The 26,104-nt window shown below is 44.2% G+C and carries 24 protein-coding genes; 15 read left to right on the top strand and 9 right to left on the bottom strand.

Annotated elements, in window-relative coordinates; all coding sequences use genetic code 11:
* The 6 genes from RWY97_RS07355 to RWY97_RS07330 all read left to right on the top strand — a co-directional run.
* On the top strand, window positions 1–700 hold a 700-nt coding region (locus tag RWY97_RS07355; protein WP_315566389.1), incomplete at its 5' end, for a polymorphic toxin type 46 domain-containing protein.
* A gap of 5 nt (window positions 701–705) precedes the next feature.
* On the top strand, window positions 706–1,116 hold the full coding sequence (locus RWY97_RS07350; protein WP_021584092.1) for a hypothetical protein: 411 nt from the start codon (window positions 706–708) through the stop codon (window positions 1,114–1,116).
* 440 nt (window positions 1,117–1,556) lie between these two features.
* On the top strand, window positions 1,557–1,928 hold the full coding sequence (locus RWY97_RS07345; protein WP_315566387.1) for a transposase: 372 nt from the start codon (window positions 1,557–1,559) through the stop codon (window positions 1,926–1,928).
* Between the two features lie 334 nt (window positions 1,929–2,262).
* Complete coding sequence (locus RWY97_RS07340) at window positions 2,263–2,793, top strand: hypothetical protein (RefSeq protein ID WP_315566385.1); 531 nt, start codon at window positions 2,263–2,265, stop codon at window positions 2,791–2,793.
* Window positions 2,794–3,064: 271 nt separating this feature from the next.
* Window positions 3,065–3,595 (top strand): hypothetical protein, encoded by a 531-nt coding sequence (locus tag RWY97_RS07335; protein ID WP_315566384.1) that lies wholly within the window; start codon window positions 3,065–3,067, stop codon window positions 3,593–3,595.
* Between the two features lie 431 nt (window positions 3,596–4,026).
* Window positions 4,027–4,275: a hypothetical protein gene (locus RWY97_RS07330; RefSeq protein WP_315566382.1), complete on the top strand. Its 249-nt coding sequence runs from the start codon at window positions 4,027–4,029 to the stop codon at window positions 4,273–4,275.
* 103 nt (window positions 4,276–4,378) lie between these two features.
* Here the strand turns inward: RWY97_RS07330 and RWY97_RS07325 are convergent, their stop codons facing one another.
* The 7 genes from RWY97_RS07325 to RWY97_RS07295 form a co-directional block, all read right to left on the bottom strand.
* Window positions 4,379–4,843: a low molecular weight protein-tyrosine-phosphatase gene (locus tag RWY97_RS07325; RefSeq protein WP_273176812.1), complete on the bottom strand. Its 465-nt coding sequence runs from the start codon at window positions 4,841–4,843 to the stop codon at window positions 4,379–4,381.
* Between the two features lie 66 nt (window positions 4,844–4,909).
* Window positions 4,910–8,914, bottom strand: coding sequence for a hybrid sensor histidine kinase/response regulator transcription factor (locus RWY97_RS07320; RefSeq protein WP_315566381.1), 4,005 nt, complete (start codon window positions 8,912–8,914; stop codon window positions 4,910–4,912).
* 403 nt (window positions 8,915–9,317) lie between these two features.
* Entirely contained in the window at window positions 9,318–9,584 is a 267-nt protein-coding gene (locus RWY97_RS07315) for a DUF4974 domain-containing protein (RefSeq protein WP_315566379.1), read from the bottom strand.
* A gap of 21 nt (window positions 9,585–9,605) precedes the next feature.
* On the bottom strand, window positions 9,606–9,734 hold the full coding sequence (locus RWY97_RS07310; RefSeq protein WP_262502483.1) for a hypothetical protein: 129 nt from the start codon (window positions 9,732–9,734) through the stop codon (window positions 9,606–9,608).
* Window positions 9,735–9,746: 12 nt separating this feature from the next.
* Window positions 9,747–10,313: a xanthine phosphoribosyltransferase gene (xpt, locus tag RWY97_RS07305; protein WP_021584223.1), complete on the bottom strand. Its 567-nt coding sequence runs from the start codon at window positions 10,311–10,313 to the stop codon at window positions 9,747–9,749.
* Between the two features lie 9 nt (window positions 10,314–10,322).
* Window positions 10,323–11,648: a nucleobase:cation symporter-2 family protein gene (locus tag RWY97_RS07300; RefSeq protein WP_314080001.1), complete on the bottom strand. Its 1,326-nt coding sequence runs from the start codon at window positions 11,646–11,648 to the stop codon at window positions 10,323–10,325.
* Between the two features lie 664 nt (window positions 11,649–12,312).
* Window positions 12,313–12,477 (bottom strand): hypothetical protein, encoded by a 165-nt coding sequence (locus RWY97_RS07295; RefSeq protein WP_315566377.1) that lies wholly within the window; start codon window positions 12,475–12,477, stop codon window positions 12,313–12,315.
* Window positions 12,478–12,904: 427 nt separating this feature from the next.
* Between RWY97_RS07295 and rplM the strand changes: the two genes are divergently transcribed.
* The 9 genes from rplM (at window position 12,905) to RWY97_RS07250 (ending at window position 23,344) form a co-directional block, all read left to right on the top strand.
* Entirely contained in the window at window positions 12,905–13,366 is a 462-nt protein-coding gene (rplM, locus tag RWY97_RS07290; RefSeq protein ID WP_021584109.1) for a 50S ribosomal protein L13, read from the top strand.
* A 10-nt stretch (window positions 13,367–13,376) separates the two neighbouring features.
* On the top strand, window positions 13,377–13,763 hold the full coding sequence (gene rpsI / locus RWY97_RS07285) for a 30S ribosomal protein S9 (protein WP_024991490.1): 387 nt from the start codon (window positions 13,377–13,379) through the stop codon (window positions 13,761–13,763).
* A 219-nt stretch (window positions 13,764–13,982) separates the two neighbouring features.
* Complete coding sequence (rpsB, locus tag RWY97_RS07280) at window positions 13,983–14,816, top strand: 30S ribosomal protein S2 (protein ID WP_025065001.1); 834 nt, start codon at window positions 13,983–13,985, stop codon at window positions 14,814–14,816.
* Between the two features lie 46 nt (window positions 14,817–14,862).
* Entirely contained in the window at window positions 14,863–15,855 is a 993-nt protein-coding gene (tsf, locus tag RWY97_RS07275) for a translation elongation factor Ts (RefSeq protein WP_315566376.1), read from the top strand.
* Between the two features lie 391 nt (window positions 15,856–16,246).
* A complete protein-coding gene (locus tag RWY97_RS07270; RefSeq protein WP_315566374.1) occupies window positions 16,247–16,864 on the top strand; it encodes a fumarylacetoacetate hydrolase family protein in 618 nt (205 codons plus the stop codon).
* A 95-nt stretch (window positions 16,865–16,959) separates the two neighbouring features.
* Window positions 16,960–20,520 (top strand): type IX secretion system sortase PorU, encoded by a 3,561-nt coding sequence (gene porU, locus RWY97_RS07265; protein WP_315566372.1) that lies wholly within the window; start codon window positions 16,960–16,962, stop codon window positions 20,518–20,520.
* A gap of 41 nt (window positions 20,521–20,561) precedes the next feature.
* Window positions 20,562–21,734: a type IX secretion system outer membrane channel protein PorV gene (gene porV / locus RWY97_RS07260; RefSeq protein ID WP_024991487.1), complete on the top strand. Its 1,173-nt coding sequence runs from the start codon at window positions 20,562–20,564 to the stop codon at window positions 21,732–21,734.
* A gap of 109 nt (window positions 21,735–21,843) precedes the next feature.
* Window positions 21,844–22,314, top strand: coding sequence for a 2-C-methyl-D-erythritol 2,4-cyclodiphosphate synthase (ispF, locus tag RWY97_RS07255; RefSeq protein WP_024991486.1), 471 nt, complete (start codon window positions 21,844–21,846; stop codon window positions 22,312–22,314).
* Window positions 22,315–22,693: 379 nt separating this feature from the next.
* Window positions 22,694–23,344, top strand: a complete 651-nt coding sequence (locus RWY97_RS07250) for a hypothetical protein (protein ID WP_315566370.1) — start codon at window positions 22,694–22,696, stop codon at window positions 23,342–23,344.
* A gap of 20 nt (window positions 23,345–23,364) precedes the next feature.
* On the opposite strand, the gene RWY97_RS07245 is transcribed toward RWY97_RS07250, so the two are convergent.
* The gene (locus tag RWY97_RS07245) at window positions 23,365–25,158 is read right to left on the bottom strand and encodes a phosphoethanolamine transferase family protein (RefSeq protein ID WP_315566369.1); all 1,794 of its coding nucleotides are present in this window, start codon (window positions 25,156–25,158) and stop codon (window positions 23,365–23,367) included.
* A complete protein-coding gene (locus RWY97_RS07240; protein ID WP_315566367.1) occupies window positions 25,155–26,090 on the bottom strand; it encodes a PCMD domain-containing protein in 936 nt (311 codons plus the stop codon). The genes RWY97_RS07245 and RWY97_RS07240 overlap by 4 nt, the downstream gene beginning before the upstream one ends.
* Between the last annotated feature and the right edge of the window lie 14 nt (window positions 26,091–26,104).

Genomic DNA, 26,104 nt, shown 5'->3' with positions numbered 1-26,104 from the left:
AGAAATTGCAAATGCCGCGGCCACTCCTCTTAGCATGGTGGGATTGAATATACAGACAATAAATGCAGATTATCAAATACCTTATGCATTGCGAAGGATAGCCAATAAGGGATATATTGAGGGTAGTAAATTGCTGTTTAAACGAGATATTATGAGTAGTAGACAAAAGGTAGCCATTGATTTTTATAAAAAGGTGTATGATGAAAGAATTAAAAACGGAATGGATATTACCGACGCCACGAAAGTGATGGAATCGGAATTAAGCGGTATAGACTATCAGATGCCTGTTAGAATAATACTACTTAAAAAAGGGACAAAATTATATCAATATCAAAAACATAATACTAAAGGAAATTACGCAAAAGGTCAATACTACACAGATAATAATTCTAATAGTCCTTCTCAATTAGGTATCTCTGAGCGTTATAGTGTACGAGATGAAAATTATCATCCATCTAATCAAATAGATAAGGTTAATAAGAACCAAATAAACATAGAAGAAGATTCTTATGGCCTACAGAGTACTTCTGCACCAATTGATGACACTTGGAGTTTGCAAAAAAATGGAGAAAATATTCCAGTAAAAACAGAAGGAACAGGATCACAAATATATATACCGAAAGAGAATCAAGCCATAAAAGGTTCTATCACTGTTCCAAAGCAAAAGGTTCTCCCTATTTATCCCAATAATCAAAAATAAAAATTATGAATGAAAGTAATAAAAATGAATTTGGAATTCTAAATATTATTAACGAAAAATATTCATATAATCTTAAAGGTTCAACTATAGATGATTTTATACAAGGTAATTTTTCTATAACTATTACTCGCAAAGAATTTGATTTACTATTTACGGAAGCTGTTAATAAAACCAAAGAGTTCATCAATAACTTTCCAAAGCTTGATATATATAAAATAATTCTTCTCTATTTAGAAAGGATGCGACAAGATTTAGATAATGGCAATTATTATACATTCAATGAGCATATTAAGAAAAATAGACTTGGTGCTATTATATCTAAAAATTTTGAAAATGAAACCAATAATAAATATATTGATGCCTTACTTACAATAAATGTTCTCTCACGATTTTATAATAAAATGGAAAAGGGGTAATTTAAAGGAAACAATGAAACGAGCTTGGTAATGGACTTTCGAATTGTCGGATAAAAAGGGCGGACGACAATATTTCCTTCTCTTATACTGGACTCATGTTATTGTAATACTGCTATAAGATTCATCACAAAACCAATGCAGACAAGGATACTCCTTCACTAAATTTTGGAAACTGCAAAACGAGAAATAATTCTCACTATATGACTGTTATTCAATAGAATCAGTTTTACGACAAGACTCTTATCGGACAATCCCTTTGTTCGCTTACAATGAAAAGTGAGGGAACCTGTGCAATGTTTTAAGTTCATCATTCACAGTTTCTATAATGGCTCTTTTTCTGAGTAACAGTTGTACGTTGTCAAACTAAAGTGCACAACAGGATCTCCAATTAAGTTTGGGGGGGTAGTTTGAATTATTAATAAATAAGGTATATTTGCACAATGACAACAAAAAAGAATTTTTCAGTGAATCCTAAGCAGGAGTCTTCAAAATCCTTATTAAAGGATATCCGTCGTAACACTAAGCGAATTTCCACCTCAGAGCAAAAAGTTTTGATAGTGATGGAAGGTATCCGTGACGAGCAGAGTATTGCTGAACTCTGCCATAAATATGGTATATCTGATAGTACTTATTACAAATGGAATAAGGAATTTATTGAGGCTGGCAAAGCTCGCCTTGATGGAGATATCGTTCGTGAAGCAACAAGTGATGAGGTAAAAGAACTTCGTCAAGAAAATATTCGTTTAGAAGAAGCACTTGCTGATTTGGTAGTGAGATATGACGTTGTAAAAAACTTGAAACTCATCGAATAAATCCTATGCATGAATCGTATATACGTTATAGTGCGGAAGAGAAAGAGGCCATCGTTCTGACAGTAAAGCGTTCAGAGTTAAGTATTGTTCAGTCCCTCAAGCGTTTAGGTATCCCCAGGCGTACCTTTTACAATTTGGTATGAGAAATATGCTACAGAAGGCTTGAATGCTCTCAGAAATACACATTGTAGAACACCGACAACGTGGAACCGCAGACCTTTCGATAAATGAAGCTGTAAAATACAATATCGAAAATCTTTGCCAATTTAAATTAAGAAAGTTGGAGGAATGACAAGTGGAAAAAACATTTAAAATCAGGATTACCATTTGTAATATGGCAGGAGTATTGGGATTAGGACTGTTGTCAGTTGCTATTGGTATGCTACTTTACTACAATTTCTTTGAACCTAAGCAATTTAATTCTTATCAACTAATAATGAGAGGGAGCTTATGCGCGGCTATTCCTTTCATTACACTATACCTGATTACTTTACGAAAAGTACGATTAGAAATAAAGAATGAAAAGTTATCCTTTTATCGAAATAATAGGCTTTTTTATGAAAATAGTTTTCGTAATTTGCAAAAGATTATTGCAAAGAATAATCCTTCCACAGGTATTAGAATCGTGATATTTTACTTTGTTGACAGAAAGATAGAGTTACGAAGTCCAGTGAAGTTAGATCTTTTGTTTAGAAATGACGACCAACTCAGCGATGTTTTTTATTTTATTATACACGAATCGACATTTAAGAGGAAAAGGGTATTTGGCAGATTCCTATGTCTCGGAAAAAAGATAGAAAACAAAGCAATTGAAGAATATTGGAATCCTTTCTATATAAACCACAATTTTGAATCTTTAAAATGAACAGTTATCATTCATTATGATCTGTACCTAATATGTATCAACAAGACCTCATTTTGGGAAAATATAAAATAGGTGTATAAGTTCACAGATATCGTAAGTTTTATTTAATATGCACATTAGATCAGAAGACACACACATTGTCAAAGAATCAAACCTTTCGATAAATGAAGCTGTAAAATATAATATCGAAAATCTTTGCCAATTTAAATTAAGAAAGTTGGAGGAATGACAAGTGGAAAAAACATTTAAAATCAGGATTACCATTTGTAATATGGCAGGAGTATTGGGATTAGGACTGTTGTCAGTTGCTATTGGTATGCTACTTTACTACAATTTCTTTGAACCTAAGCAATTTAATTCTTATCAACTAATAATGAGAGGGAGCTTATGCGTGGCTATTCCTTTCATTACATTATACTTAATAACTTTACGGGAAATACGGTTGGAAATAAAAAACGAAGAACTCTATTTCTATAAGAATAGTAAGTTATTTTATAGAGATAATATTCAAAATCTATATAGCATAAGAGGCTTGAATACTTCAATAGACAAAACCCGGATGATTATCTTAAATTTTGAGAGAAAAAAAATTCTGCTGTACAGTCCTGTAAACATAGACTTCTTATTCAAAAAAGACGATTCTATTAAAGATGTTTTTCGTTTCATAATTAATAAATATAAATTTAGGAAAAAGAAAGTTTACGGACATTTTCTATTTGTGGGAAAGCCTTTTGAAAACCGACAGGTTGTAGAATATTGGAATCCTAACTATATAAATCGCAATCCTCAATATTTAAAGTAAACAAAATGAGCAGTTATCTTCACAATGACTTGTACATAATATGTACCAACGACACCACGTAAAGCAATATTTAGGGCATATTTTGTCCAAGAAAGAATTTAAACGCGTATTCAATAAATGACAGGATCATAATAAAGTAAAAGCTGGACTTTAATGTATCAAAAGGAAGTATCCCGAACTTAAAAGTGAATTCCAAAGGATTACGAGGAGCTCTTGGCACTAGCAACTTGGAATTTGTAAAAATAATGTAAAATAGGAGGTAGTAAGAACTACGAAAGACTCCTTGCTGAATGTAGACGACCGAAAGATTTCTGCGAGTTTCGGCTGCCGGAATCCGCAAAGTTTCTATGCAGGTCTGTGCGCACTTTGTGTAGGGCCCGTATCGGAATTGCCATTACCGCCGCGATCGTGCCACGCCCGGTGCGGCAGCAGTGGCCGCCGCAACATTGCTTGCCACCAAGGCTGCCCTCGTTTTCACGGCAGGCATCGTTGTCGGAAGTTGCCTTACTTATGCGGTAGACCACGATTGTGATGAGACACTAACCTACAAATGGCTGGGATTTTACAAGAATGTAATGATAGAAAATCGCCCAGCATTGATTGGAATAAGATATACGCCATTGCCGTTCTATATCTTTGGTACTACTGCCATATGGATAGAAAGCTATATCGAGAAATGAATAGATGTCAAGTGCAAGGCTTTCTTCCCAATAATTCCCAATAATTCCACAAAGGTTCTATACCAGCCTCGCACACGGTTCATTCAACATAAATATATGTTCCCTATATGCGATTGAGTATTCCCCTGCACGCATCCTCGATTAAATCTAAAGCATAATCGAAGTCTGCGGGGCCGCCGTAATAAGGATCGGGGACGACAGAGGCATCTGGATGCTGCTGCAAATAATCGGTGAGCATTCGTACTTTGTTTCTATCCGCGGGTGTGGGCGCCATTGCTGTGACAGCACGAAAGTTGTCGTGATCCATTACAAGAATATAATCGAAATGCGAGAAATCATTTTCGGAGAACTGTCGGGCACGTGAATCAAAGGTATATCCGCGCTCGGCGCCGTGTCGGCGCATCCTGCTGTCGGGCAATTGCCCTACGTGCCAACCGCCGATTCCTGCCGAGTCGATTTCAAACTCGGCATCTCGGCCGGCCCGATGTACCAATGTCCGCATCACACCTTCGGCTGCCGGACTACGGCAAATATTGCCTAAGCAAATAAAAAGAATTCTTTTCTTCATCTCGTTTTTGTCGTAAGTGATTTGTCATTTTATCAAAAGAAATTGGTCGAAGACCGAACCTTTTAGTTAAGTGGCGGTATGTATAGTTTTCTCTTCTCCTTCCTCTTCAAATGTTTCGGCGTCTTTTCCGTGCCGATATGCCGATGGTTGCTGCTTGTAAGCATCCTTAAAGCACTTGCAGAAATAACGCGGACTGGAGAATCCGTTCTTGTCGCTGATTTCTGCAATACTTAAATCAAGACGATTACGTAACATATCAGCAGCTTTTCGCAATCTCATATTGAGGATGAAAACTTTCGGTGTCTGCCCTGTCAAGGTCTTCCATTTGGTAAAAAGGGCCGTTCTCGACATACCGACTTCCCTTGCAAAGGTATCGACATTGAAGTCGGAATCCTTATAATAACGGTCTATTATCTTCATCGCACGATCTAATAAGTCTTTGTCTAAGGGGTTGGAAGCCAGCAGATCGGCGTGAGTGTGCGGATGCCGACTAAACTTTCGCTGTAACAACCGCCGAGAATTAACCAAGTTATTACAACGTGATATAAGAATATCACTATTAAACGGTTTGGTAATATAGTCGTCGGCACCGATTTTAAGTCCTTCTACTGTATTTTCAATAGAAGTTTTTGCCGTGAGTAGAACAATCGGAATATGACAAATCGAAAAGTCTTGTTTTATCGCTTTACATAATTTCGTGCCAGGCATATTAGGCATTACAATATCACTCACCACAAGATCGGGCATTTCATCGTGTATGATTTCCAACGCTTCACGCCCGTCGACAGCAGTCAATATACGGTAATACGGATAGAAAATATTGATGAGCAACTGCCGGATATCATCGTTATCTTCAACAATGAGAATCGTTGCGTCTAAAGCATCGGGTACAACACGTGGCTCATCAATTTGTTTTTCTTCCTGACTCTCATATTGATTCAGGAGCACCTTGGGTTCTTCGTGTTCGATTTCTTCACTACTGAACAGATTTTCATCCAATGGCAGCTTCACGATAAAGGTCGTGCTTTGGTTTATTTGCGACTCGACAGTAATTTCTCCGTGATGTAACTCAACGATACTTTTCGCTAAATGCAGGCCGATACCGGTGCCAATGTCCGAGAGACTTTCAAAGTCGCGTATCTGATAATAAATGGTAAACACCTTGTCGAGTTCCTGCACAGGGATACCTTTACCCGTATTCGTCACTGAAATCAAGGCATGTGTCGTATCACTGTACACGGTCACGGTAACAGTTCCGCCTTGCGGCGTATGCTTGATTGCATTGGAAAGAAGATTATTCACCACCTTTTGCATCTGTTTTTGGTCGAACAACAGCGTCAAAGGTCCTTCTTGTCTGAATACCAAGTTGATTCCTTTACCAGCTGCAAACTCTTTGAAGAGCAAACAATTCTCCTGAACGAAAGCTGTCAAGTCTTGCCGATAGGCGTGGATATGAATATGTCCAAGCTCTTGTTTCTTGAAATCGAGCAGTTCGGAAATCAATTCTTTCAGTTGTTTGCTGTTTTTATAAATCCCCAAAACCTTATTATAGGCAGAAGAAGGAAACGTTTTCGATCCTAACAAGGTTTCAGACAAACCAATAATAATGGTCAGCGGCGTACGTATTTCGTGTGAGACATTGGTAAAGAAGCGTATTTTCGCTAAGTTACATTCTTCTATGTCTTTTACGTGTTGCTGCTCATACTCCAACGATTCAGTCAGACGGATGCGATTGCGATAGTCGGATACTAACCACCGGACTCCTGCCAAGGCTAAAATCACATAGCAGAGATAAGCCCACCACGATAAATACCAAGGTGGAAGAATATGAATTGTGAGCCGTGATACAGGTATATCCGATCGTTCAGAACAGAGTTCCAGGATATATTTACCCGGTTGCAGCCCTGTGAAAATCAAATTCTTTTGCCCTCTCTGTATCGGAATCCACTCCCGGGACGAACCTATCAGCCGATATTTTAGCAAGTCGCCATTAGCTTTAATATAGTTCGTCGTGGAATATTCGATGCTGAACACCGATGCCGTATGTGGCAAGGTAATCTCCTTTAAATATGATAAGTCTTGTGCTAAGATATCTGTTGAATCGCCGGGAGACACTTCTTTGTTGTTTACAAAGAGCCTGCCGAATCCCAATTGGTAAGGTTTTGTACGCTTATATAGGTCTTTTTCATAGAACGAAACCATACCTTGCACTCCGCCAATAAACACTTCCTTATTACGTGTTACATAAAGCGCATTTTCATTGATGGTAGCCAACGGAAATCCATTAGCGTGGTCATAATTGCGGAATCGCTTTGTTTCGATATTGAAAATAGAGAATCCACGGTTGGTAATCAGCAGCAAACAATTGCTGTCGAATGCTGACATCTGGGTAGTATAAACGCAATCGCTCATCAAACCTTCTCTCTGTCCGTAATTCTCAAAAGTTCCGGTAGCCTCGTCATAAAGGTCAATACCATCATAAGCCGTCGACAACCAGATACGTCCCCGACTGTCTTTCATTATATTGTTGATATTGTTACAGCTCAAACTTCCTTTCTCTTTGGAAAATGTAAAATGTCGATATTTACCGGATGCGATATCATATCGGAATACGCCTTTCCCGTCTGTGGCAATCCAAAGACGATGCTTATTATCCAAACAGATACTGGGCACGGCACCGAGTTGCTCTTTCACCAAAAGAGAGTTGAAGCTGCCTTGCTCCGGATTCATCATCGCTACACCATCTTGTGTGGCAATGATGAGTTGTCTCCCGTCGGCAATGATATCTCGAACAATGTCTGACGGCAAACTTTTACCATCTCCGTGGCGATGACGGTAGAATGTAGATGTCCCCGTTTTAAGATCTATTCTGTCAAGACCACCAAGATGTGTGCCTACCCAAATCGTATTACGCAAAGCATCGAAGTAAATGGCTTTCAGATTATTTTGCGAGATAACCTTTCCCGGATAGAGATACCGCGTAAAGCTTTTGGTACGCGGATGATAGACATTCAGACCTCCTCCTTCGGTGCAAATCCACAGATTACCTGCACTGTCTTCTGTCATTCTGCCTACTACCGGATTGCTCAATCCTATTCGTTCGCTGTTCGTAGCACGATAATGGGTGAATATTTCATATTCCGGATTAAAATAGTTGACTCCGCCGAAATAGGTTCCCAGCCACAAAGTACCTTGCCGATCTTTAATAATACTCCATATACTCGAATCTGTCAGACCGCCCGGCAAGTTCATTGCCGTAAATAGACGAAAGTCTTTCGTTTGTCTGTCATATTGCATCAGACCGTGAAAGGTACCGATCCACATCTTACCTTCATTGTCTTCGTGAAAAGCACGCACAAAATTGGAGACTAAACCTTGTCCTTGACGAATATTTTCGATATTCCCTTTTGCATCGATTGTCCAAAAGCCGTGATGCCAACTGCCTATCCATTTGGTGTACCGGCCATCTTCATAAATAGTTGTGATATTGCCTTCAATTATAGGATGTGACAGCGTTTTACCCGCATAACAAAACACTCCGCCTGTCTGTGTACCGATCCATAACCGATGCAAGGCATCCATCGCGAGAGCAGTTATCTGTACATTGACAGGCAATTTCAGGTAGGGCATAAACTTCTTGTTTTTCGAATCATAAGATAAAATAGAGTTTCCTATACTGATATATAGCCGATCTTGATAACAAATGGTGCCCACTCTGCCGTATTTAAGCGTCGTAAAACGATGTGTAGGAATGTCAAGTTCTGCTACCCCCTCTGAACAGAGCAGATAAATCTTACCTTTTCCATCACCGGTCAGCCGCAGAACATTGTTACAGAAAAGGCTTCGCTCATCGCGTGGATTGTGTCGAAACACCTGAATGGAATTGCCGTTATAACAATCCAATCCCACACGCGTAGCAATCCAGATCTTTCCATTCTCATCTGCATAGAGGTTATTAACCGTAATCTGAGACAGTCCGTTTTCTGGCAGCAAATGATTGAAGACAATATTCCGGGCCTGCGATATGATAACGAATATCCAAAAAGCAATGGTCAATAACAGTCTATTCATATATGAAACAGCATTTAAAACGTGAGCAAAGATAATAAAAAATAATGAAAGGAGATTGAATACGATTGTTTTATCATCCATATTGACGTTTCGATACACGATTATCCTACATTCCCGCATCTGGTTTGTAATCCTCTAATTATCAGTAAGATATATAATGTATGACAATTACATTATACCACATTTCCAATTAAGCATCAATCACTGTGCGAAAAGCCGTTAAACGGCGTGCGATTAATAGTTAATTACCGTGCGTTTAATCATTAGTTGCAATGTGATTTGCAACAAACCCATACAGCATTGTATATCAATCAGTTACAGCAATGATGAGTCTTGAAATAAAAATGAAAGAGAAACGGTAGCGGATAAATCTGTTTCCTTTTTATTATTCAGCGACAGATTCCTACCGTGTTGCCCCGTATTTTGTATGGAAATGACAAGAGGCTTCGAGAATTTCAAGGTCTTTATTGAGACTCTTGCTTGTTATCGTACCAGTGAAAAGGTCTTTGGTGTTGATCGACGAAGATAAATGAATCTGCACATTATAGGTCTTTTCGAGCGTAGAAAGTACCATCCAAAGCGGTATATTACGGAAAATCAACTTCTGGCAATACCAAGCTGTAGCGTTGTTTGAAACCGTTTCGAGAGTAGATACCAATATACGGCCCATTCGTTTGTTTGTAACAGCCCGCTAATTAGGCCTCATCGTGATATTTTCCCTGATGAAACAATCCGTGAGAAGCACCTTTCCCGAAGCCAAAGCGAGTTCGGCACGCGATTCAGATCGACGCACAATATCACTGTTACTGAGCTTTTCCACCTTTATCCGCTGTTATTTCAGCTTGATTTTACAGTCGTCCAAGCTCTCGACAGTGGCCAAAGCCGTGTAGCGAATGCCGTGTTTACGAAGGGTTTTGCCACCTTGCTGGAATGCTTTCTCAATGATAAAGCCCATCGCTTCAATCTTAGCGCCGGCCTTACGACACAAGTCTATCACCCCCATCGACGCATTGCCGTTGGCCAAGAAATCATCAATGAAGAGCACGTGATCATCTTTTGTAAGATAGTCAGTGCTGATACAAACCGTGTAATCGCGGTCTTTCGTAAATGAATGAACCACAGATGTGAGCATATTCTCCATTGTTTTGGGTTCTTTCTTTTTGATAAACACCACGGGAAGTTGCATCAGATAGCCCACAAGTATAGCCGGAGCGATGCCGCTTGCTTCTATTGTGATGATCTTATTGATGTGAAGTCCGGCGAAAAGAGCAGCAAACTCCTTGGCCAACTCCATCATCAGATTAGGGTCCATTTGGTGATTTATAAAGCTATCTACCTTTAAGATGCCACCGGAATAGCACTTACCGTCTTGCAGAATACGCTGTTTTAACTTGTCCATTGCGTGTGTTTATTTCTTCAAATTAATCAATACGTTACAGATAATGGCTGTAAGTCCGCCCGTGGTAATGCCCGATGAGAAAATAGTTTGCACACTTAGGGGCAGCTGTCGCAGAATGTCGGGCATCAGTTCGACGCCTATTCCGAGCGATAAACTGGCTGCAATAACAAGCATTGAACGGTGATCAAGCTTCTGCGAGGCCACGATGCGCACACCGGCAGCGGCCACCGTACCGAACATTAACAGTGTTGCGCCACCCAAAACAGCCGAAGGCATCAGCGAGAAGACGATACCCACGATGGGAAAAAGCCCGAGCAAAATGAGCATTACAGCGATAAAGTAACCCACATAACGGCTAGCCACGCCTGTTAGTTGAATAATCCCATTGTTTTGAGCGAATATCGAGTTGGGAAAAGAACTGAAAACGCCAGCCAACAGCGAGTTAATACCGTCGGCCAAGACGCCTCCCGACACTCGTTTGACATATTCTTCGCCCTCTACCGGACGACCGGAAATCATCGAGTTGGCCGTTACATCGCCCGTGGCTTCTATCGCCGTAACCAAGTAAACCAATGCAACGGCAATGATGGAAGATACATTGAAGTCGACGCCCAACTTGAAAGGAGCCGGCACATAGAATGCCGTAGAACTGTGGGCAGCGATATTTCCGAAATCGACCATCCCCAAGGCGAGCGACAAGATATAGCCGATGACTACACCCGTAAATATCGAACTCATCCGAATATACTTATTGCGCGTGCTATTGAGCAGTATAACGCTGAGCAAAACTACGCTGGCCACCAGTAGATTACGCGGTGAAGCAAAGTCGGGGGCATCCGTATTACCGCCCCCACAGGCCACAATACCAGCTTTGATCAGGCTTAATCCGATGAGCATTACAACGATTCCGCTGACCAACGGCGTAATAATCCGACGCAGATATTTAAACGAATAGCTCATCATCATCTCCACCGGAGCGCCTGCAATACACGCTCCAAAGATGAGCGGAAGGCCTCCTGCGTTGCCAATTGCAATGATGGGACCAATGAATGAGAAGCTGGTGCCCTGCACACAAAGCAGTCCGCAACCCACAGGACCTATCTTCCGGCATTGAATAAAGGTAGCAATGCCCGACACGAAAAGAGCCATCGATACTAAGAAACCAGTCAAAGCAAGATCCAAATGCAATGCTTTGGCGATGATTAAAGGTGGTGTAATGATGGCGATAAATATCGCAAGAAGATGTTGAATGGCCGCAAAAAGGGTGTCGCGCAACGCCGGCCGCTCGTTGACTCCATAGATCAGACTGCCCGATTGTTTCTCATTCTTTTCCATAAAGGTTGTATTTTAAAGGCGCAAAATTACGCATTCTTTTTCAAAGAGCAATATGATAACAGCAGAAAAAATAGTAGATAATCAGGCAAATTGCAAACTTTCTTTTCATATCAAGGAACCAAACAGAAAACCAAAAGTTAGTTATTTTAAAATTTGTATACGTCAGCCGAAACTTCGATTCCCACAAATGGGCACCTGCTTTCTATATAGTTGAATATCAATCAGATACATATCCTATTTCGATTAACCGTTAATCACCTCGCAATTAACGGTTAATCGCACGCCGTTTAACGGCTTTTCGCAGAGTGATTAACCATTAATTGCAAGGTTAGGAATTAAGGAGTTTCGAGGTAAGTAAGCATTCATTGGAATGAGGTCTGTATATAATTAGATATCAGGGGAATACAAATCTCTTTCTATTTAAAATACGACGGAGAGGTAATGGGGGATAAGTTCTTTGCTATATTGCCCTATTTCTATCTTCCTGATTGCTGTTTTCTATCTTCGACGCACTGTGAGTCTTTCCCCAAGTGGATGTGTAATAGACGATCAACTTGACTTGCGGAAGCCGCCGGCCGTACATTGCCGAAGAGACGAAGACATTGGACGAAGAGAAAGTTGAATGCAGTTTCTGATCACAAGTTGGCTATGACCTCGATCTTTTCTATGTTTTCTGAGCGTAGTCCGCGGGATTCAACGCCACGACACTGGCGTATTTCACAGGCTTCGAGTGCTCATCAACTATCCTCCCATATACGGTTTGTGCCTGTAAAGGGGCTATGCCCATTGTCAAAAGCGCAGAAAGCAAAATCGTTTTCAAGTCAGGCATATCGTTATGTAGTGTTAAGCGGTCAGTCGTTTTTATCGGATTCGTCTTTATAAAGAAACGAATATCGGTATAAAGAACAAACAAAACCGTCTTTTTTAACTATTTATTAGCGTATTTAAATTCTTTATTAATCCGCAAGCTGGAGCCGGAGAATTGGTGCCAAACCATTCATCAGAAAGCAATTCGATACGACACAAAAAACATTAAGATTGTTAATAATACATAATTCACAAGATTTCATCCTGGGTCTTACCTGTGTTTTATTTATAAAATATGTAACTTTGCAGTCCGATTATTTCGGGGATGAACTTAGAGTCCCCACTTTCGGGCGTGTTAATAGTCGTGCTTTTGGCCGAGCGCGACGGTTAGTGAATCGTCCGGAGCCAACGAATGAAATGTTTTTTAGTAGTAAAATTGAAAAGAAGAAATGGACACTTTAAGTTACAAAACTATTTCCGTGAACAAGGAAACAGCTAAAAAGGAGTGGGTGGTAGTCGATGCCAGTGACCAGGTTGTGGGTCGCCTGTGCTCCAAAGTAGCCAAATTACTTCGCGGAAAGTACAAACCCAGCTTCACACCACACGTGGATTGTGGAGACAATGTCATCTTAATCAATGCTGAGAAGGTAATTTTCTCGGGCAAGAAAGAGACTGATAAGGTTTACACTCGTTATACCGGTTATCCCGGCGGACAGCGTTTCAGCACGCCCGCAGAGCTTCGTAAGCGCCCCGATGGTGCTGAGAAGATCATCCGCCACGCCGTAAAGGGAATGCTTCCGAAGGGTATTCTCGGCCGCAAAATATTGAAAAACCTGTACGTTTACAATGGAGCTGAGCACGATAAGGCTGCTCAGAAGCCCACGGCAATTGATATTAACCAGTATAAATAATTAGGAAAAGATGGAAATGATTAATGCTATCGGTCGCCGTAAGAGCTCCGTTGCTCGTGTATACCTCACTGAAGGAACCGGTAAGATCACGATAAATAAAAAAGATTTAACGGTATATTTCCCATCAGCTATCCTGCAATTTGTTGTTAAACAACCGCTGCAGCTGCTCGAAGTTACCGAGAAATACGATATCAAAGCAAATCTTGACGGCGGCGGTTTCACCGGACAGAGTCAGGCTTTGCGCCTTGCCATTGCCCGCGCATTGGTTAAAATCAATGCCGACGACAAGAAAGCGTTGAAAGACGAAGGTTTTCTCACACGCGATTCACGTGCTGTCGAGCGTAAGAAACCGGGTCGTCCAAAGGCGCGCAAACGCTTCCAGTTCAGTAAGCGTTAATTTGAGAGTGTTCGTTTTTAAGTTTATCATTTCTAAGTTTGTGACAGATATCTTGTCAGAAATAGCGAATCGACCTATAAACTCATTAACGTCTCAACTCAAAACAGACAATTCGTTTAGCATCTAAACCGCCAAGACACTCGATCGGAGTACTACTCGGCGGCTGGTTCTAACAAAAGAATTCAACAGAAAGTAAACAATCAAAAGAAAGAAAACAAAATGTCAAGAACTAATTTTGACCAATTATTACAGGCAGGAAGCCATTTTGGCCACCTCAGTCGTAAATGGAACCCGGCTATGGCACCGTATATCTTTATGGAAAGAAACGGTATCCATATCATCGATCTACACAAGACAGTTGCCAAAATCGATGAAGCAGCCGACGCTTTGAAACAAATCGCCAAATCAGGAAAGAAGATTCTGTTCGTCGCTACTAAAAAACAAGCTAAGGAAGTGGTTGCAGAGAGAGCTGCAAGCATCAATATGCCGTACGTAATCGAGCGTTGGCCGGGCGGTATGCTCACCAATTTCCCGACTATTCGGAAGGCAGTTAAGAAAATGACGAACATCGACAAACTGATGAATGACGGTACTTTCGCCAACCTTTCAAAGCGTGAAATCTTGCAGATCAACCGTCAACGGGCCAAGTTGGAGAAGAATCTCGGCTCGATTGCAGACCTTACCCGTCTGCCCGCCGCACTCTTCGTGGTTGATGTAATGAAAGAAAATATCGCTGTAAGAGAAGCCAACCGTCTTGGTATTCCTGTCTTTGCAATAGTCGATACGAATTCGGATCCGAAGAATATAGACTTTATTATCCCGGCCAATGACGACGCAAAAGACAGCATCGACGTGATTCTCACAGCTTGTTGCACTGCTATTGCCGAGGGATTAGAGGAACGGAAAGCCGAGAAAGCGGATGAAAAAGCAGCCGCAGAACAGGCAGAAGAAGCCGCAGAAGGTCGTCGCCGCACATCTCGTAAGGCACGCAAAGAGGAAGAATCAGCTGCTACTGAGACTCCGGTTGAGGCTGAAGCACCTGCCGCAGAATAATTCTTCTCATTATTATTAATATCTAAATGACAAAGGAATATTGACAATGAATGTTTCAATAGCTGATGTTCAGAAACTCCGTAAACTGACAGGCGCGGGGCTTGCTGACTGCAAAAAGGCGCTCACCGACAGTGAGGGCAATATCGAAAAGGCAATAGAAATCATCCGGGAAAAGGGTCAAGCTATCGCCGCTAAGCGTTCAGACCGCGAGACTTCCAATGGTTGCGTGCTCGTAAAAGTAGTTGACGGCTTCGGTGCCATCATCGCTTTGAAGTGCGAAACCGACTTCGTTGCCAACGGCGAAGACTATATTCAGCTCACACGCAACATCCTCGACGAGGCCGTTGCAGCCAAAGCCAAGAGCTTAGAAGAGGTAAAAAACCTGAAATTCAACGACGGACAGACCGTTCAAGAGGCAATTATTGCACGCTCAGGAATCACCGGTGAGAAGATGGAACTTGACGGATACAACTATCTCGAAGGCCAAAACATCTACTCATACAACCATATGAACAAGAATCTTTTGTGCACTTTGGTTCGGTTGAACAAGTCCGCAGAAGAGCAGGGACACGCAGTGACGATGCAGATTGCCGCTATGAATCCCGTGGCTCTTGATGAAGCGAGCGTGCCTCAGGACGTTAAGGACAACGAGTTGAAGGTAGCCATCGAGAAAACAAAGGAAGAACAGATTGAGAAAGCTGTTCAGGCAGCTTTGAAGAAGGCCGGTTTCAATCTCTATATAGCCGAAAACGAGGAGCACATTGCAGAAGGAATCGCTAAGAAAGAGATAACAGAAGCACAAGCAGAAGAAATCCGTCGCATCAAGAAAGACGTCGCAACGGAGAAAGCTAACAACTTACCCGAGCAGATGATACAGAATATTGCCAAGGGAAGAATGGCCAAATTCTACAAAGAATCGTGCCTATTAAACCAGGAATTTATCCAAGACAGTAAGCTCACTGTCAGTGACTACCTGCACGCTGCGGATAAAGAGCTCACCGTGACAGCATTCAAACGCTTCACGCTTCGGGCTGAATAATACTCGAATCATCTCATCTTTTTTAGTAAAACATAATTATATGCCGGCCACTTTTATAAAAAGGGCCGGCATTTTTAATATAAGAATAAAGCAGTCTGCTGCGATTTGGAGTCAGAAAAGATACAAATAGCAATTCAGTTAATAGTCAAATGCATTGCAACTAACCCTTAAACGGCGTGCAAGTAATAGTTAATCACACGACGATTAACGGCTTTTCGCAATACAAGTAAGCGTTAACGGCAATGTACTCTGTGTATTTTCGATTCTCAACCGGCTATAAAACGCTCAAGCTCTCAATATCAATCAGCAATAATCAATTTGTAAAACAGCACTCCACCCCACCTTTTCGACTTCTCCGAAAGGGAAGAAAAAGGGCTAAAAAATTGTCAGAATGAAGATATTTGCAGTCGGAATGAACTACATCCAACACAATAAAGAGTTGGACGGAACGTTATATAAACCGGAGACTCCGGTCATTTTCACCAAAGCAGACACTGCTTTGCTAAGGTCGCATAAGCCCTTTTTCATCCCCGATGATATGGGACGAATCGATTATGAGGCCGAAATCGTGGTACGAATCAGTAGGTTAGGCAAGACGATTCCACAGCGTTTCGCCCACCGTTACTATGATGCGGTGACTTTGGGAGTAGACTTTACGGCCCGCGAATGGCAACAACAGCTGCGCAAAGCAGGTCTGCCGTGGGACCTATGCAAAGGTTTCGACGGCTCAGCAGCTATCGGCGACTGGATAGATGTGCACAAATTACGCGATATTCAGGCACTTCGCTTTCGGTTAGATATCAACGGATGCACCGTGCAAAAGGGTTGTACGAGCGATATGTTGTTTCAAGTAGATGAGCTGATAGCCTATATCAGTCGGTTCTTCACCCTCAAAACGGGCGACATTCTTTATACAGGAACGCCCGCAGGAACGGGTCCCGTACACATCGATGACCACATCGAAGGGTATATTGAAGAGCAAAAGGTAATGGAATTCAATTGCAAATAAATAGTCTCCGGCAGCCCCTCCAAAAGAAAGGAGACACGAATGAGAACAAGAAATCTCATTTTTCGCAATCTGTTTGAGGGGAGAAGAGTAAAGGAATGAGAATTATTAGACATCTTTGTATCAGTCTTTTGCTCTTGCTTTGCACACAGATGCAAGGGCAAGAGTTTGTAAATTTGGCGGCGAAAGACGTCAGAATTGAGGGACGATTGCCGTATTTTACCCGCTCATTTGCTCTTGGAGACCAGTTCAAAGACTCTGTTTATACCGTCCGAATCAGATATCCCGAGTTCACGGAGATGCCTATTGCAGAAGTGAAAAAACTCCGGATGCTGGCCGATTCGGTATTACCTGCATTCCCGCGAATTAACCGTCGCATCGTCGTCGACCGCAAACGAGGTGCCTTGGAAGTGAATTTCTGTCCCTTAGTACACCGCAATGGCAAGTGGCTGATACTCAGTAGCTTTATGATCAGTATAGAGGCGCGGCGCAAGAAGTCGTCCGCAGTGCAGGCAAAAGCCATTACACGCAGCCCGAAAAGTAGTCTGCCGTATGCCGACCACTCTGTTTTGGCGAGCGGACGATGGGCAAAAATCCGTGTGAAAGACAATGGCGTGCATCGTCTGACGGATGAAGTGATCCGACGGGCAGGCTTTACCCATCCTGAGAAAGTAAAGATTTACGGCTACGGCGGACACCTACAAAACGAGATATTGACGGCCAATGACCTGACCAAATATGACGATTTGAAAGAAATTCCGACCTGTATCGTGGGCGGACAACGACTTTTTTACGGTCGCGGTACAGTGAGTTGGGCCGACCGAAAGACCACCATTCGCACGCGAAACCCCTATTCCGACTATGGCTATTACTTTATTACAGAAAGCGATGCAGCACCTCTGACGGTCGATTCTACAGCTTTTCTCGCATCGTTTTATCCCTCGGCAGCCGACTATCACATCCTGCACGAGGTAGATAATTATGCTTGGTACCAAGGCGGTCGCAATCTTTTCGAGGACATTCCCATAGCCAAAGGCACATCGCATACATTCAACGTCAAAGCGCCCGGCCATCAATCGCGAGGCGTTTTATCGGTTGCCGTAACTGCGGGAACCACCAGCGAGGCCGTCATCACGTGCAACGGAACACGCATCGGAACCGCTTCGATGATGTGGACAGACAGTGAAGCCGACACGTATGAGAAAGGAAAGGAAGCCGTTGTTACACTGCCCGTAGACAATCTGACGACCGATAACGCCGTCACTGTCAGTACAACGGCCGGTGGTCCGGTACGATTAGATTATATTTCCATCACATTCGACACGCCAAAACCGGCTCCTCGCTTAGCTGTCGATGCCTTTCCGGCTGCCGAATACGTACATAACATCACCCCGCAAGACCGTCACGCCGATGCAGCTTGCGATATGGTAATCATCATTCCGACATCGCAAAAGCTCTTGGAGCAGGCTCGTCGGTTGGCCGCTTTCCACGAACGTCACGACGGATTGCGAGTGCGCATCGTGCCGGCAGACGAACTTCTCAATGAGTTCAGCAGCGGAACGCCCGACGCCAATGCCTATCGCCGCTATCTGAAAATGCTTTACGACCGTGCCGAAAAGGCCGAAGATCTGCCCCGTTATCTGTTACTCTTCGGCGATTGTGCGTGGGATAACCGAATGAATACGGCTCATTGGGCTGCCACAAAGCCCGAAGATTACCTGCTATGTTATGAAAGCGAGAATTCGTTTAACAAGGTTTCGTGTTACGTGGACGATGGTTTTTTCTGTCTGTTAGACGACGGCGAGGGGGGCGATTTGCAGCAAACCGACAAGCAGGATGTAGCTGTCGGGCGCTTCCCTGTGGTCGATCCAGACGATGCCAAAACGCTTGTCGACAAGACGATAGCCTATGCTAGTAATGCCAACGCGGGTCCGTGGCAAAACACTTTGCTGTTTATGGGCGACGACGGAAACGCTAATCTCCATATGAAAGACGCCGATGACGCTGCCGAACAGGCTGCAACAGGACATCCGGGGTACGTTGTTCGCAAGGTGATGTGGGATGCTTACCGTCGCGAATCGTCGTCTACGGGCTTCACATATCCCGATGTTGAGCGCACCATTAAGCAGCAACAGACCGATGGGGCATTGATAATGGATTATGCAGGACACGGTCGTGAGGATGTAATTTCACACGAATCGGTATTGAAACTCACAGATTTCGAGCGCTTCACAAATAAGAATCTGCCGCTTTGGATTACTGCGTCGTGCGACATTATGCCGTTCGATGGTGCTGTGCCGACTATTGGCGAGGTAGCCATTCTAAACAAACGGGGCGGCGCTGTGGCCTTTTACGGAACCACGCGTACCGTTTATGCCGACCGAAACCGCGTTATCAATATGGCGTTTCTACGCTACGTGCTCGGCAAAAAAGACGGAAAACCTATATCGATAGGCGAAGCTCAGCGACTGGCTAAGAATGAATTGATTACCACCGAGCAAGACTTGACGACTAATAAACTGCAATACGCCCTTTTGGGAGACCCGGCTCTGGCGCTCAATCAGCCCACCTTACGAGCTGTTATCGACTCGGTGAACGATGTTCCGACAGCTTCTGCCACAGCGATTGCACGTTTGCGGGCCGGCACTGTAGCCACAGTGAAAGGCCATATAGAGGGAGTCAGCAACTTTCAAGGCATCGTTACGGCCCTCGTCAGAGACAAACGAGAGCTGATTACGTGCCGGTTGAACGACAATTCGAAGTCGGGCGCCTCCTCACCATTCACTTATCACGACCGGACACGCACGATTTTTAACGGTTCCGACAGTGTTCGGGGCAGTCGTTTCACGTTTTCCTTCGCCATTCCAAAGGACATCGACTATACCGAAGGCACCGGATTGATCAACGTCTATGCCGTTAATACCGGCCGAACAATGACTGCTCACGGCTCATCAGATAGGTTTCTCATCGGCGGAAGCGGTATTTCGAGCACCGATTCCATCGGACCCGCCATCTATTGTTACCTCAACTCACCCTCGTTTACCAATGGTGGAAAGGTAAACAGCACACCTTACTTTGTCGCTCAACTACGAGACGAAAGCGGGCTGAACGTCAGCGGCAGCAGCATCGGTCACGACTTGCAGCTGACTATTGACGGACTGGCCGCGCAAAGCTATGTGTTGAACGACCGCTTTACATACGATTTCAATTCATATACCGCCGGATCAGTGGCTTTCAACATACCGATGCTGACACCGGGAAGGCACGAACTCACATTCAGAGCGTGGGATGTGCTGAACAACTCATCGACAACACGCCTCTCATTCACGGTCGTAGAAGGTCTCGAACCGTCTCTTTTCAGCATCGGATGTACTGAAAACCCGGCCTCAACGACCACCGGTTTCATCATCAATCACGACCGAACGGGTAGCGAAATAGATGTACTCATCGAGGTGTTCGACCTCAACGGCTGCCCGCTTTGGACCCACCAAGAGCGCGGTGTGAGCACTTCGGGCACCTATACCGTGCCTTGGAATCTGACCGCCGACAACGGAAACCGGCTCGAAACGGGTGTTTATCTCTACCGCGTAAGCATCGCCTGCAACGGCAGTCATTACGTTTCCAAAGCCCGAAAACTAATCATTACGAGCAATAAATAGCCCAATGACAACGTTTCATTATTAAAATCATTGACCGAAGAATGAACAAACTGACAAGAATAGCCCTGCTCTCGCTGCTCTGTACAGCGTCGATTATAGTACGGGCACAGGACAAACCGCGGATGTTCAACCCCGTTTACTATTCCGTTACCTCGCAGATGATTGCTCCGGATGCCCGTGGCGCTGGTATGGGTGATGTCGGAGTAGCCACCGATCCGGATGTAAATTCACAATATTGGAACCCCGCCAAGTACCCGTTTAACATCTCACGGGCCGGCGTTTCACTGAATTATACGCCTTGGCTGCGGCAATTGGTCACCGATATTTACCTTGCCTATCTCGCAGGCTATTATCGAATCGGCAATTATTCGGCCGTTTCAAGCTCACTAAGATACTTCTCTCTCGGCGAGGTTGAGACCAACAAGCCCGGCACAGCAGCAATGACCATACGCCCGTATGAGATGTCTTTCGATGTGGCTTACTCCATTATGCTGAGTGAGAAATTGTCGATTGCGGCCGGTGTGCGGTGGATCTATTCCGATCTGACATACAGTTACAGCGAGGAAACAAGTCTGGGATCGGCCTTTGCAGCTGATTTGGGACTCTATTACCAGACCTATCCCACGCTCGGAGCGCGTGAATGCCAGTTGGGCTTGGGCCTGAATATCTCGAATATCGGCAGCAAAATCAATATGGGTAACGATGACAACAGCGACTTTATACCCACAAACCTGCGCCTGGGAGGTGCTTTGATGATTCCCATTGACAATTACAACCGGCTCACTTTGGCCGCCGATGCTAACAAATTGCTTGTTCCCACCAAACCGAAACAGCAAGACGGCGAAACCACGCAGGCTTACCAAGACCGCCTTCAACGCGATTACTACGACGTTTCGAGCATCAGCGGCATCTTCAAGAGTTTCAGCGACGCTCCCGGAGGATTCAAAGAAGAGATGCAAGAGGTGCAATGGAGCATCGGAGCAGAATATATTTACAATGACAAATTCAGTCTGCGAGCCGGCTATCACAATGAAAGCGCCAACAAAGGAGATCTTAAATACTTTACCGTCGGTGCCGGATTCAAGATGAATGTGTTCTCTTTGGATGCGGGATATGTCATTGCCACGACCAAGAGTAATCCACTCGACCAGACCCTCCGCTTCTCTCTTACCTTCGATATGGATGGTATCAAGGATCTGTTTCGGCGCAAATGAACAGGGAATTGATAGTTGATAATTAAGAATTGAGAATTCATTCAATTCCCGATTATCAATGAATACGGTTCCTAATTATCAGTTCTCAATTATTAATTTTCAATTACCAATGATTCGAGTAGGCTTTGGATACGATGTCCACCGTTTGGTAGAAGGCCGCGATTTATGGCTTGGCGGCATCAAGATAGACCACAGTTCGGGTCTGTTAGGCCACAGTGACGCCGACGTTTTGCTGCACGCCATCTGCGATGCGATGCTCGGTGCGGCCAATATGCGTGATATAGGATACCACTTTCCGGACACTTCTGCCGACACATTAGATATGGACAGCAAGGTGATTCTGCGTAAAACGGTAGCTTTGATTGCATCGAAAGGTTACCGTCTCGGCAATATCGACGCCACCGTTTGTGCCGAACGCCCCAAGCTGAATCCGCATATCCCGGCAATGCAACAATGTATTGCCGACATCATCGGCACCGATCCCGACAACATTTCCATCAAAGCCACCACCAACGAGCACCTCGATGCCATTGGCAGAGAAGATGGAATTGCCGCCTATGCTGTTGTATTGATAGAATAACAGGCCCTTAATAAAAACCTCACTCCGGCCCTCTCCCTCGGGAGAGAGAGGCAGAATAGAGATTTCTCTATATTTTACTGACTATCAATAAGAGACAAATTATTCAACGATTAACCGTCAGTTGCTAAACGAAAGACCGTTAAACGGCGTGTGACTAATGGTTAGTTACTGTACGATTAACCGTTAATCATAAGACGTTTAACGGTTAGTCGTAATGGCGATTATATGTATTTGATTCTCAATAACATACGAACTCTCTTATCCTTATGCCTTTTGACCTTCTGGCTAAGGTTCATTTCAATGGGCCTTACATTCAGATCAGGGGTCGTGCAAGAATCTGACTGCAAGTGCGTTCTATCAAAGAACAACATCAATAACTATGAAATATTGGATCATCGCATTGCTTTTGACTACTGTAAAAATACAGGCACAGGAGATGAGACACCACGAATGGAGTGTAAGTTTCGGCTATTTCGACAATATTTTGGACAAAAGATTTGACGATTTCACACTTGAAATGTGCCGGAAATACGGTCTGAATCCTGACAAACGATACACGCACATCCTCGAAGGACGTAAACATCAGACCATCAGTCTGCAATATCACTATCGCATTTCACATAGTTTCTCGGTGGGAGCGACTGTCGGTTGGGGGCACGCTTTGCATCATTACGGCGAACTTAAACTGCTTCATCCTCTCATTCCGTTCCCTGCGGGGAGGAAAAGAAAGATTCATATGCATAGTCATACACTCTATATTGCCCCATCAGTGCGATGGACTTGGTATGAACTTCGCAGTCACTGGCTCCGTCTCTATTCGTCTTTATCCGTGGGTGTGATACGCCAGAAGATGGAGTTTCGTCCTGTTTCGCTTGACAATGCGGTGCCGTTAACCGTTCGCAAATGGCGAATGACTTATCAAGTTACGCCTGTCGGATTGGAATTCGGTAAACGTGCATTCCGCGGCTTTGCTGAATTGGGTTACGGTTATCAAAGCGTTTTCAATACCGGTCTCCGCATTGCGCTGTGAGAGAGGAGCTGATTGGAATTTCATTTTTTGTTATTTCGTGCAGGATAGTCCTGCAACGGTATTCCCGCTTGCTTGAAACGGGCGATGTCTTCGGCATCAGTGACCATCCGATTGAGGGGAATCGGCTCGTTGTGATCGTTGAGATAAACGGGCGGAAGAGGGCGATAAGCCGAGGCGGCAACAGAGCGGCGGCGGTCGAAATACGGTGTGCGGAGGCCTGCAAGGTCTATCATCGTGTGGAAAACAGACAGGTTTGTAGCAACCAGTCGATTACAGTTGGCGGCGAGCACAGGCAAAACGCCGGGGCGTAAACCACAATAACGAGTCGAAAGCCATACCATCAACGGTACGTGCAACTCGTAATAAGAGGGCCGAGGAGATGCGTGGAGGAAGAGATGACGGCTGTCATCGAAGATGTTTTCACCGTGATCGGAAGCGTAAACCAATGCACCCATAGCGCCGGTAGCCTCGATTCGGTGCATCACTTCGGCCAACAGACGGTCGGTGTAACGAATAGTGTTATCGTAAGCATTAACGAGCGAGCGCCGATTGGAAGTTTCTGCCTCGCTGGCTTCATCGGGTTTGAAATACGACAGACTACGGGGATAACGCTTTTGATATTCAAAATGCGACCCATAGGTATGTAAAACAATAAACTCTTTGCGCCTGTTCTGCTTGAGAACAGCGTCTAAGAGCGGCAGAAGTCGGTCGTCATAACCGTCGGGAGCGGCCTTAGATGAATGTGCGCGAATAAATTTCCACTCGTCGGCTGCTTGTCCGAAGAAGTCGATAAAGGAGTGATTGGGTAATTGATTAGATAAGAATACCGTGTGGAATCCGGCCTCTTTAAAAGCCGTAATGATGCCTTTTTGGTGGTAAACACTGTCAAAATCGACGGCCGAAACGGCTGAAAGAAGCATCGGAACACTCTTATGCGTGGTGTTAGACTGTGTAAGTGCACGCTTGAAAACGGCAAGATGCGGTACGAAAAGCAATTGCGGGTCGGTGGCTCGACGATATCCGCAGAGCTGAAAGTTGATGGCGCGGGCCGTCTCCCCTATCACAAGGACATATATTTCACGCTCGTCGGGATTGTGTGTAGATGTTGCCCGAAAGGTGAAGCGGCGCGAAGTCTCGGCATAATGGGTCGTGGCGTAAGTACGACTGACAGCCAACCAGATGTTGTGCAGCACGTTGACGGGATATAGGTCATCTGTAACTGTATAGCTTTTGGGTAATTGAGAATTGGCGATTGATGATGGAGAACGGTCTCGATGATCTGTCGTTGTATGGTTGGAGACGATTAGAAGAAAGAGGAGTAACAATCCTGCGGCAGCCCCGACAGCACCTGCTCGCCGACCGATACGACAGAATGGTTGGGTGAGCTGTTGCCTTCGAACCATCGAAAAACCGGCAAGCAACAAGAGCGGAACGTAGATCAAGACCACGAAAACAATGCTTGGAAGGAGATTGTCGAGTAATTCCAGCGCCTCGCCGGTATTCGTTGTGATGAGATTTAAGAGCATATCAACGGCTATCACGGAGTGACCGTACAGATAGAGTAGCACCATCTGAAAGGCTGAAAGAAAGAGAAACGGAAAGAGAAACCACACCGTTCGGCCTATTTTCGGCGACAGCGAGAGGGCCCATATATATAAGGAGACGGGCAGAATAATGTTGATCAGGCGGCCCACAAGCGGCAAAGGCTCTGTAAAAGACAGGCAGATGTTGGGCAGACTCAGTACAAAGAGTGCCTGAAAGAAGATGACCTGCGGAGCGGAGTAACGGTTGACGATATGTTTAAAAAGCCTCATTGAACCAGCTTGACATTATCTATCCAGAATGTGTTTCCAGGTGAACCGATGAAAGCTCCGCCGTTACTCGACGAGAATTGAAGCACAAGATGTGTCGGCATTTCATCTTTCCCAGCCCACCCTATTTCCTTAATGGGCACACTTTTACCCTTACTGTTACGGGCATAGTCGGTAGATCGCAAGCCCATCAGGCGCTCATTATAACCCAATTGACTGCGGATGTCGCCGTAAAGAATACGATATGTGGAATTGTTAACCCATCCGTTGGTATTGCGATTGTACTCAACAACCATCGTTCCGACGCGTTTTGCTGTGATGTTTCCTTTGGCGTCTTCGCTCCGTTTCTGCAAAAGCAGTACGGTGATAGCACAGTCTTTGCCCGGCACTGCGGATACTTTGCTGAATCCGGTCTGCTTAATGCGATTGGGACTTGCAGCCAATACCACCCGATAATCGTATCGGAGAGCCGCTGGCCGCTTGTTATACGGGATGCCCCAATTAAGACTTTTCTCGCCGTCTTTTGTGCCCGTGATAGGCTCGTGCATATCTCCGAGGAAGACAGAACCTGCTGCCAAGACACTGATGTCGACCAAACCGAGTACTTTGACGTGCTCGATGTGGGTGCTTAACTTGGCACAATAGCCTGTACCTCGCGGTTCGCGATAAACCGACTGATTGGTTTTGACAATGCCCATCACTTTGGCCAACACGTTAGAAGTAGCCCAAGGAGAATGCCCGAGATTCTTATACGGGATGTTTCCGTCAATCGTTCGGTCGGGGCCTATCTCATAAAGCGTCTTCGAATTACCGCCAATGATGGACGACTCTTTGATATTTCGCACCACCCAATGGTCCATATTGCCGTATAGAATGGGGTCAATACGTTCTTCGGCAGCAGCTTTACCGGATGAAAAACAACACAAAGCCGCCATTAACAAACATCTGA

Source organism: Hoylesella pleuritidis (genome assembly GCF_963541955.1).
GTDB lineage: Bacteria > Bacteroidota > Bacteroidia > Bacteroidales > Bacteroidaceae > Prevotella > Prevotella pleuritidis.
Note: the sequence above shows the minus strand (reverse complement) of the source record. Positions and strands in the feature narration are given on the sequence as shown.

Coding starts and splice junctions, on each gene's coding strand:
- RWY97_RS07350 (WP_021584092.1), top strand. CDS start 706: ATGAATGAAAGTAATAAAAATGAATTTGGAATTCTAAATATTATTAAC.
- RWY97_RS07345 (WP_315566387.1), top strand. CDS start 1,557: ATGACAACAAAAAAGAATTTTTCAGTGAATCCTAAGCAGGAGTCTTCA.
- RWY97_RS07340 (WP_315566385.1), top strand. CDS start 2,263: ATGGCAGGAGTATTGGGATTAGGACTGTTGTCAGTTGCTATTGGTATG.
- RWY97_RS07335 (WP_315566384.1), top strand. CDS start 3,065: ATGGCAGGAGTATTGGGATTAGGACTGTTGTCAGTTGCTATTGGTATG.
- RWY97_RS07325 (WP_273176812.1), bottom strand. CDS start 4,843: ATGAAGAAAAGAATTCTTTTTATTTGCTTAGGCAATATTTGCCGTAGT.
- RWY97_RS07320 (WP_315566381.1), bottom strand. CDS start 8,914: ATGAATAGACTGTTATTGACCATTGCTTTTTGGATATTCGTTATCATA.
- RWY97_RS07315 (WP_315566379.1), bottom strand. CDS start 9,584: ATGGGCCGTATATTGGTATCTACTCTCGAAACGGTTTCAAACAACGCT.
- xpt (WP_021584223.1), bottom strand. CDS start 10,313: ATGGACAAGTTAAAACAGCGTATTCTGCAAGACGGTAAGTGCTATTCC.
- RWY97_RS07300 (WP_314080001.1), bottom strand. CDS start 11,648: ATGGAAAAGAATGAGAAACAATCGGGCAGTCTGATCTATGGAGTCAAC.
- RWY97_RS07295 (WP_315566377.1), bottom strand. CDS start 12,477: ATGCCTGACTTGAAAACGATTTTGCTTTCTGCGCTTTTGACAATGGGC.
- rplM (WP_021584109.1), top strand. CDS start 12,905: ATGGACACTTTAAGTTACAAAACTATTTCCGTGAACAAGGAAACAGCT.
- rpsI (WP_024991490.1), top strand. CDS start 13,377: ATGGAAATGATTAATGCTATCGGTCGCCGTAAGAGCTCCGTTGCTCGT.
- rpsB (WP_025065001.1), top strand. CDS start 13,983: ATGTCAAGAACTAATTTTGACCAATTATTACAGGCAGGAAGCCATTTT.
- tsf (WP_315566376.1), top strand. CDS start 14,863: ATGAATGTTTCAATAGCTGATGTTCAGAAACTCCGTAAACTGACAGGC.
- RWY97_RS07270 (WP_315566374.1), top strand. CDS start 16,247: ATGAAGATATTTGCAGTCGGAATGAACTACATCCAACACAATAAAGAG.
- porU (WP_315566372.1), top strand. CDS start 16,960: ATGAGAATTATTAGACATCTTTGTATCAGTCTTTTGCTCTTGCTTTGC.
- porV (WP_024991487.1), top strand. CDS start 20,562: ATGAACAAACTGACAAGAATAGCCCTGCTCTCGCTGCTCTGTACAGCG.
- ispF (WP_024991486.1), top strand. CDS start 21,844: ATGATTCGAGTAGGCTTTGGATACGATGTCCACCGTTTGGTAGAAGGC.
- RWY97_RS07250 (WP_315566370.1), top strand. CDS start 22,694: ATGAAATATTGGATCATCGCATTGCTTTTGACTACTGTAAAAATACAG.
- RWY97_RS07245 (WP_315566369.1), bottom strand. CDS start 25,158: ATGAGGCTTTTTAAACATATCGTCAACCGTTACTCCGCTCCGCAGGTC.
- RWY97_RS07240 (WP_315566367.1), bottom strand. CDS start 26,090: ATGGCGGCTTTGTGTTGTTTTTCATCCGGTAAAGCTGCTGCCGAAGAA.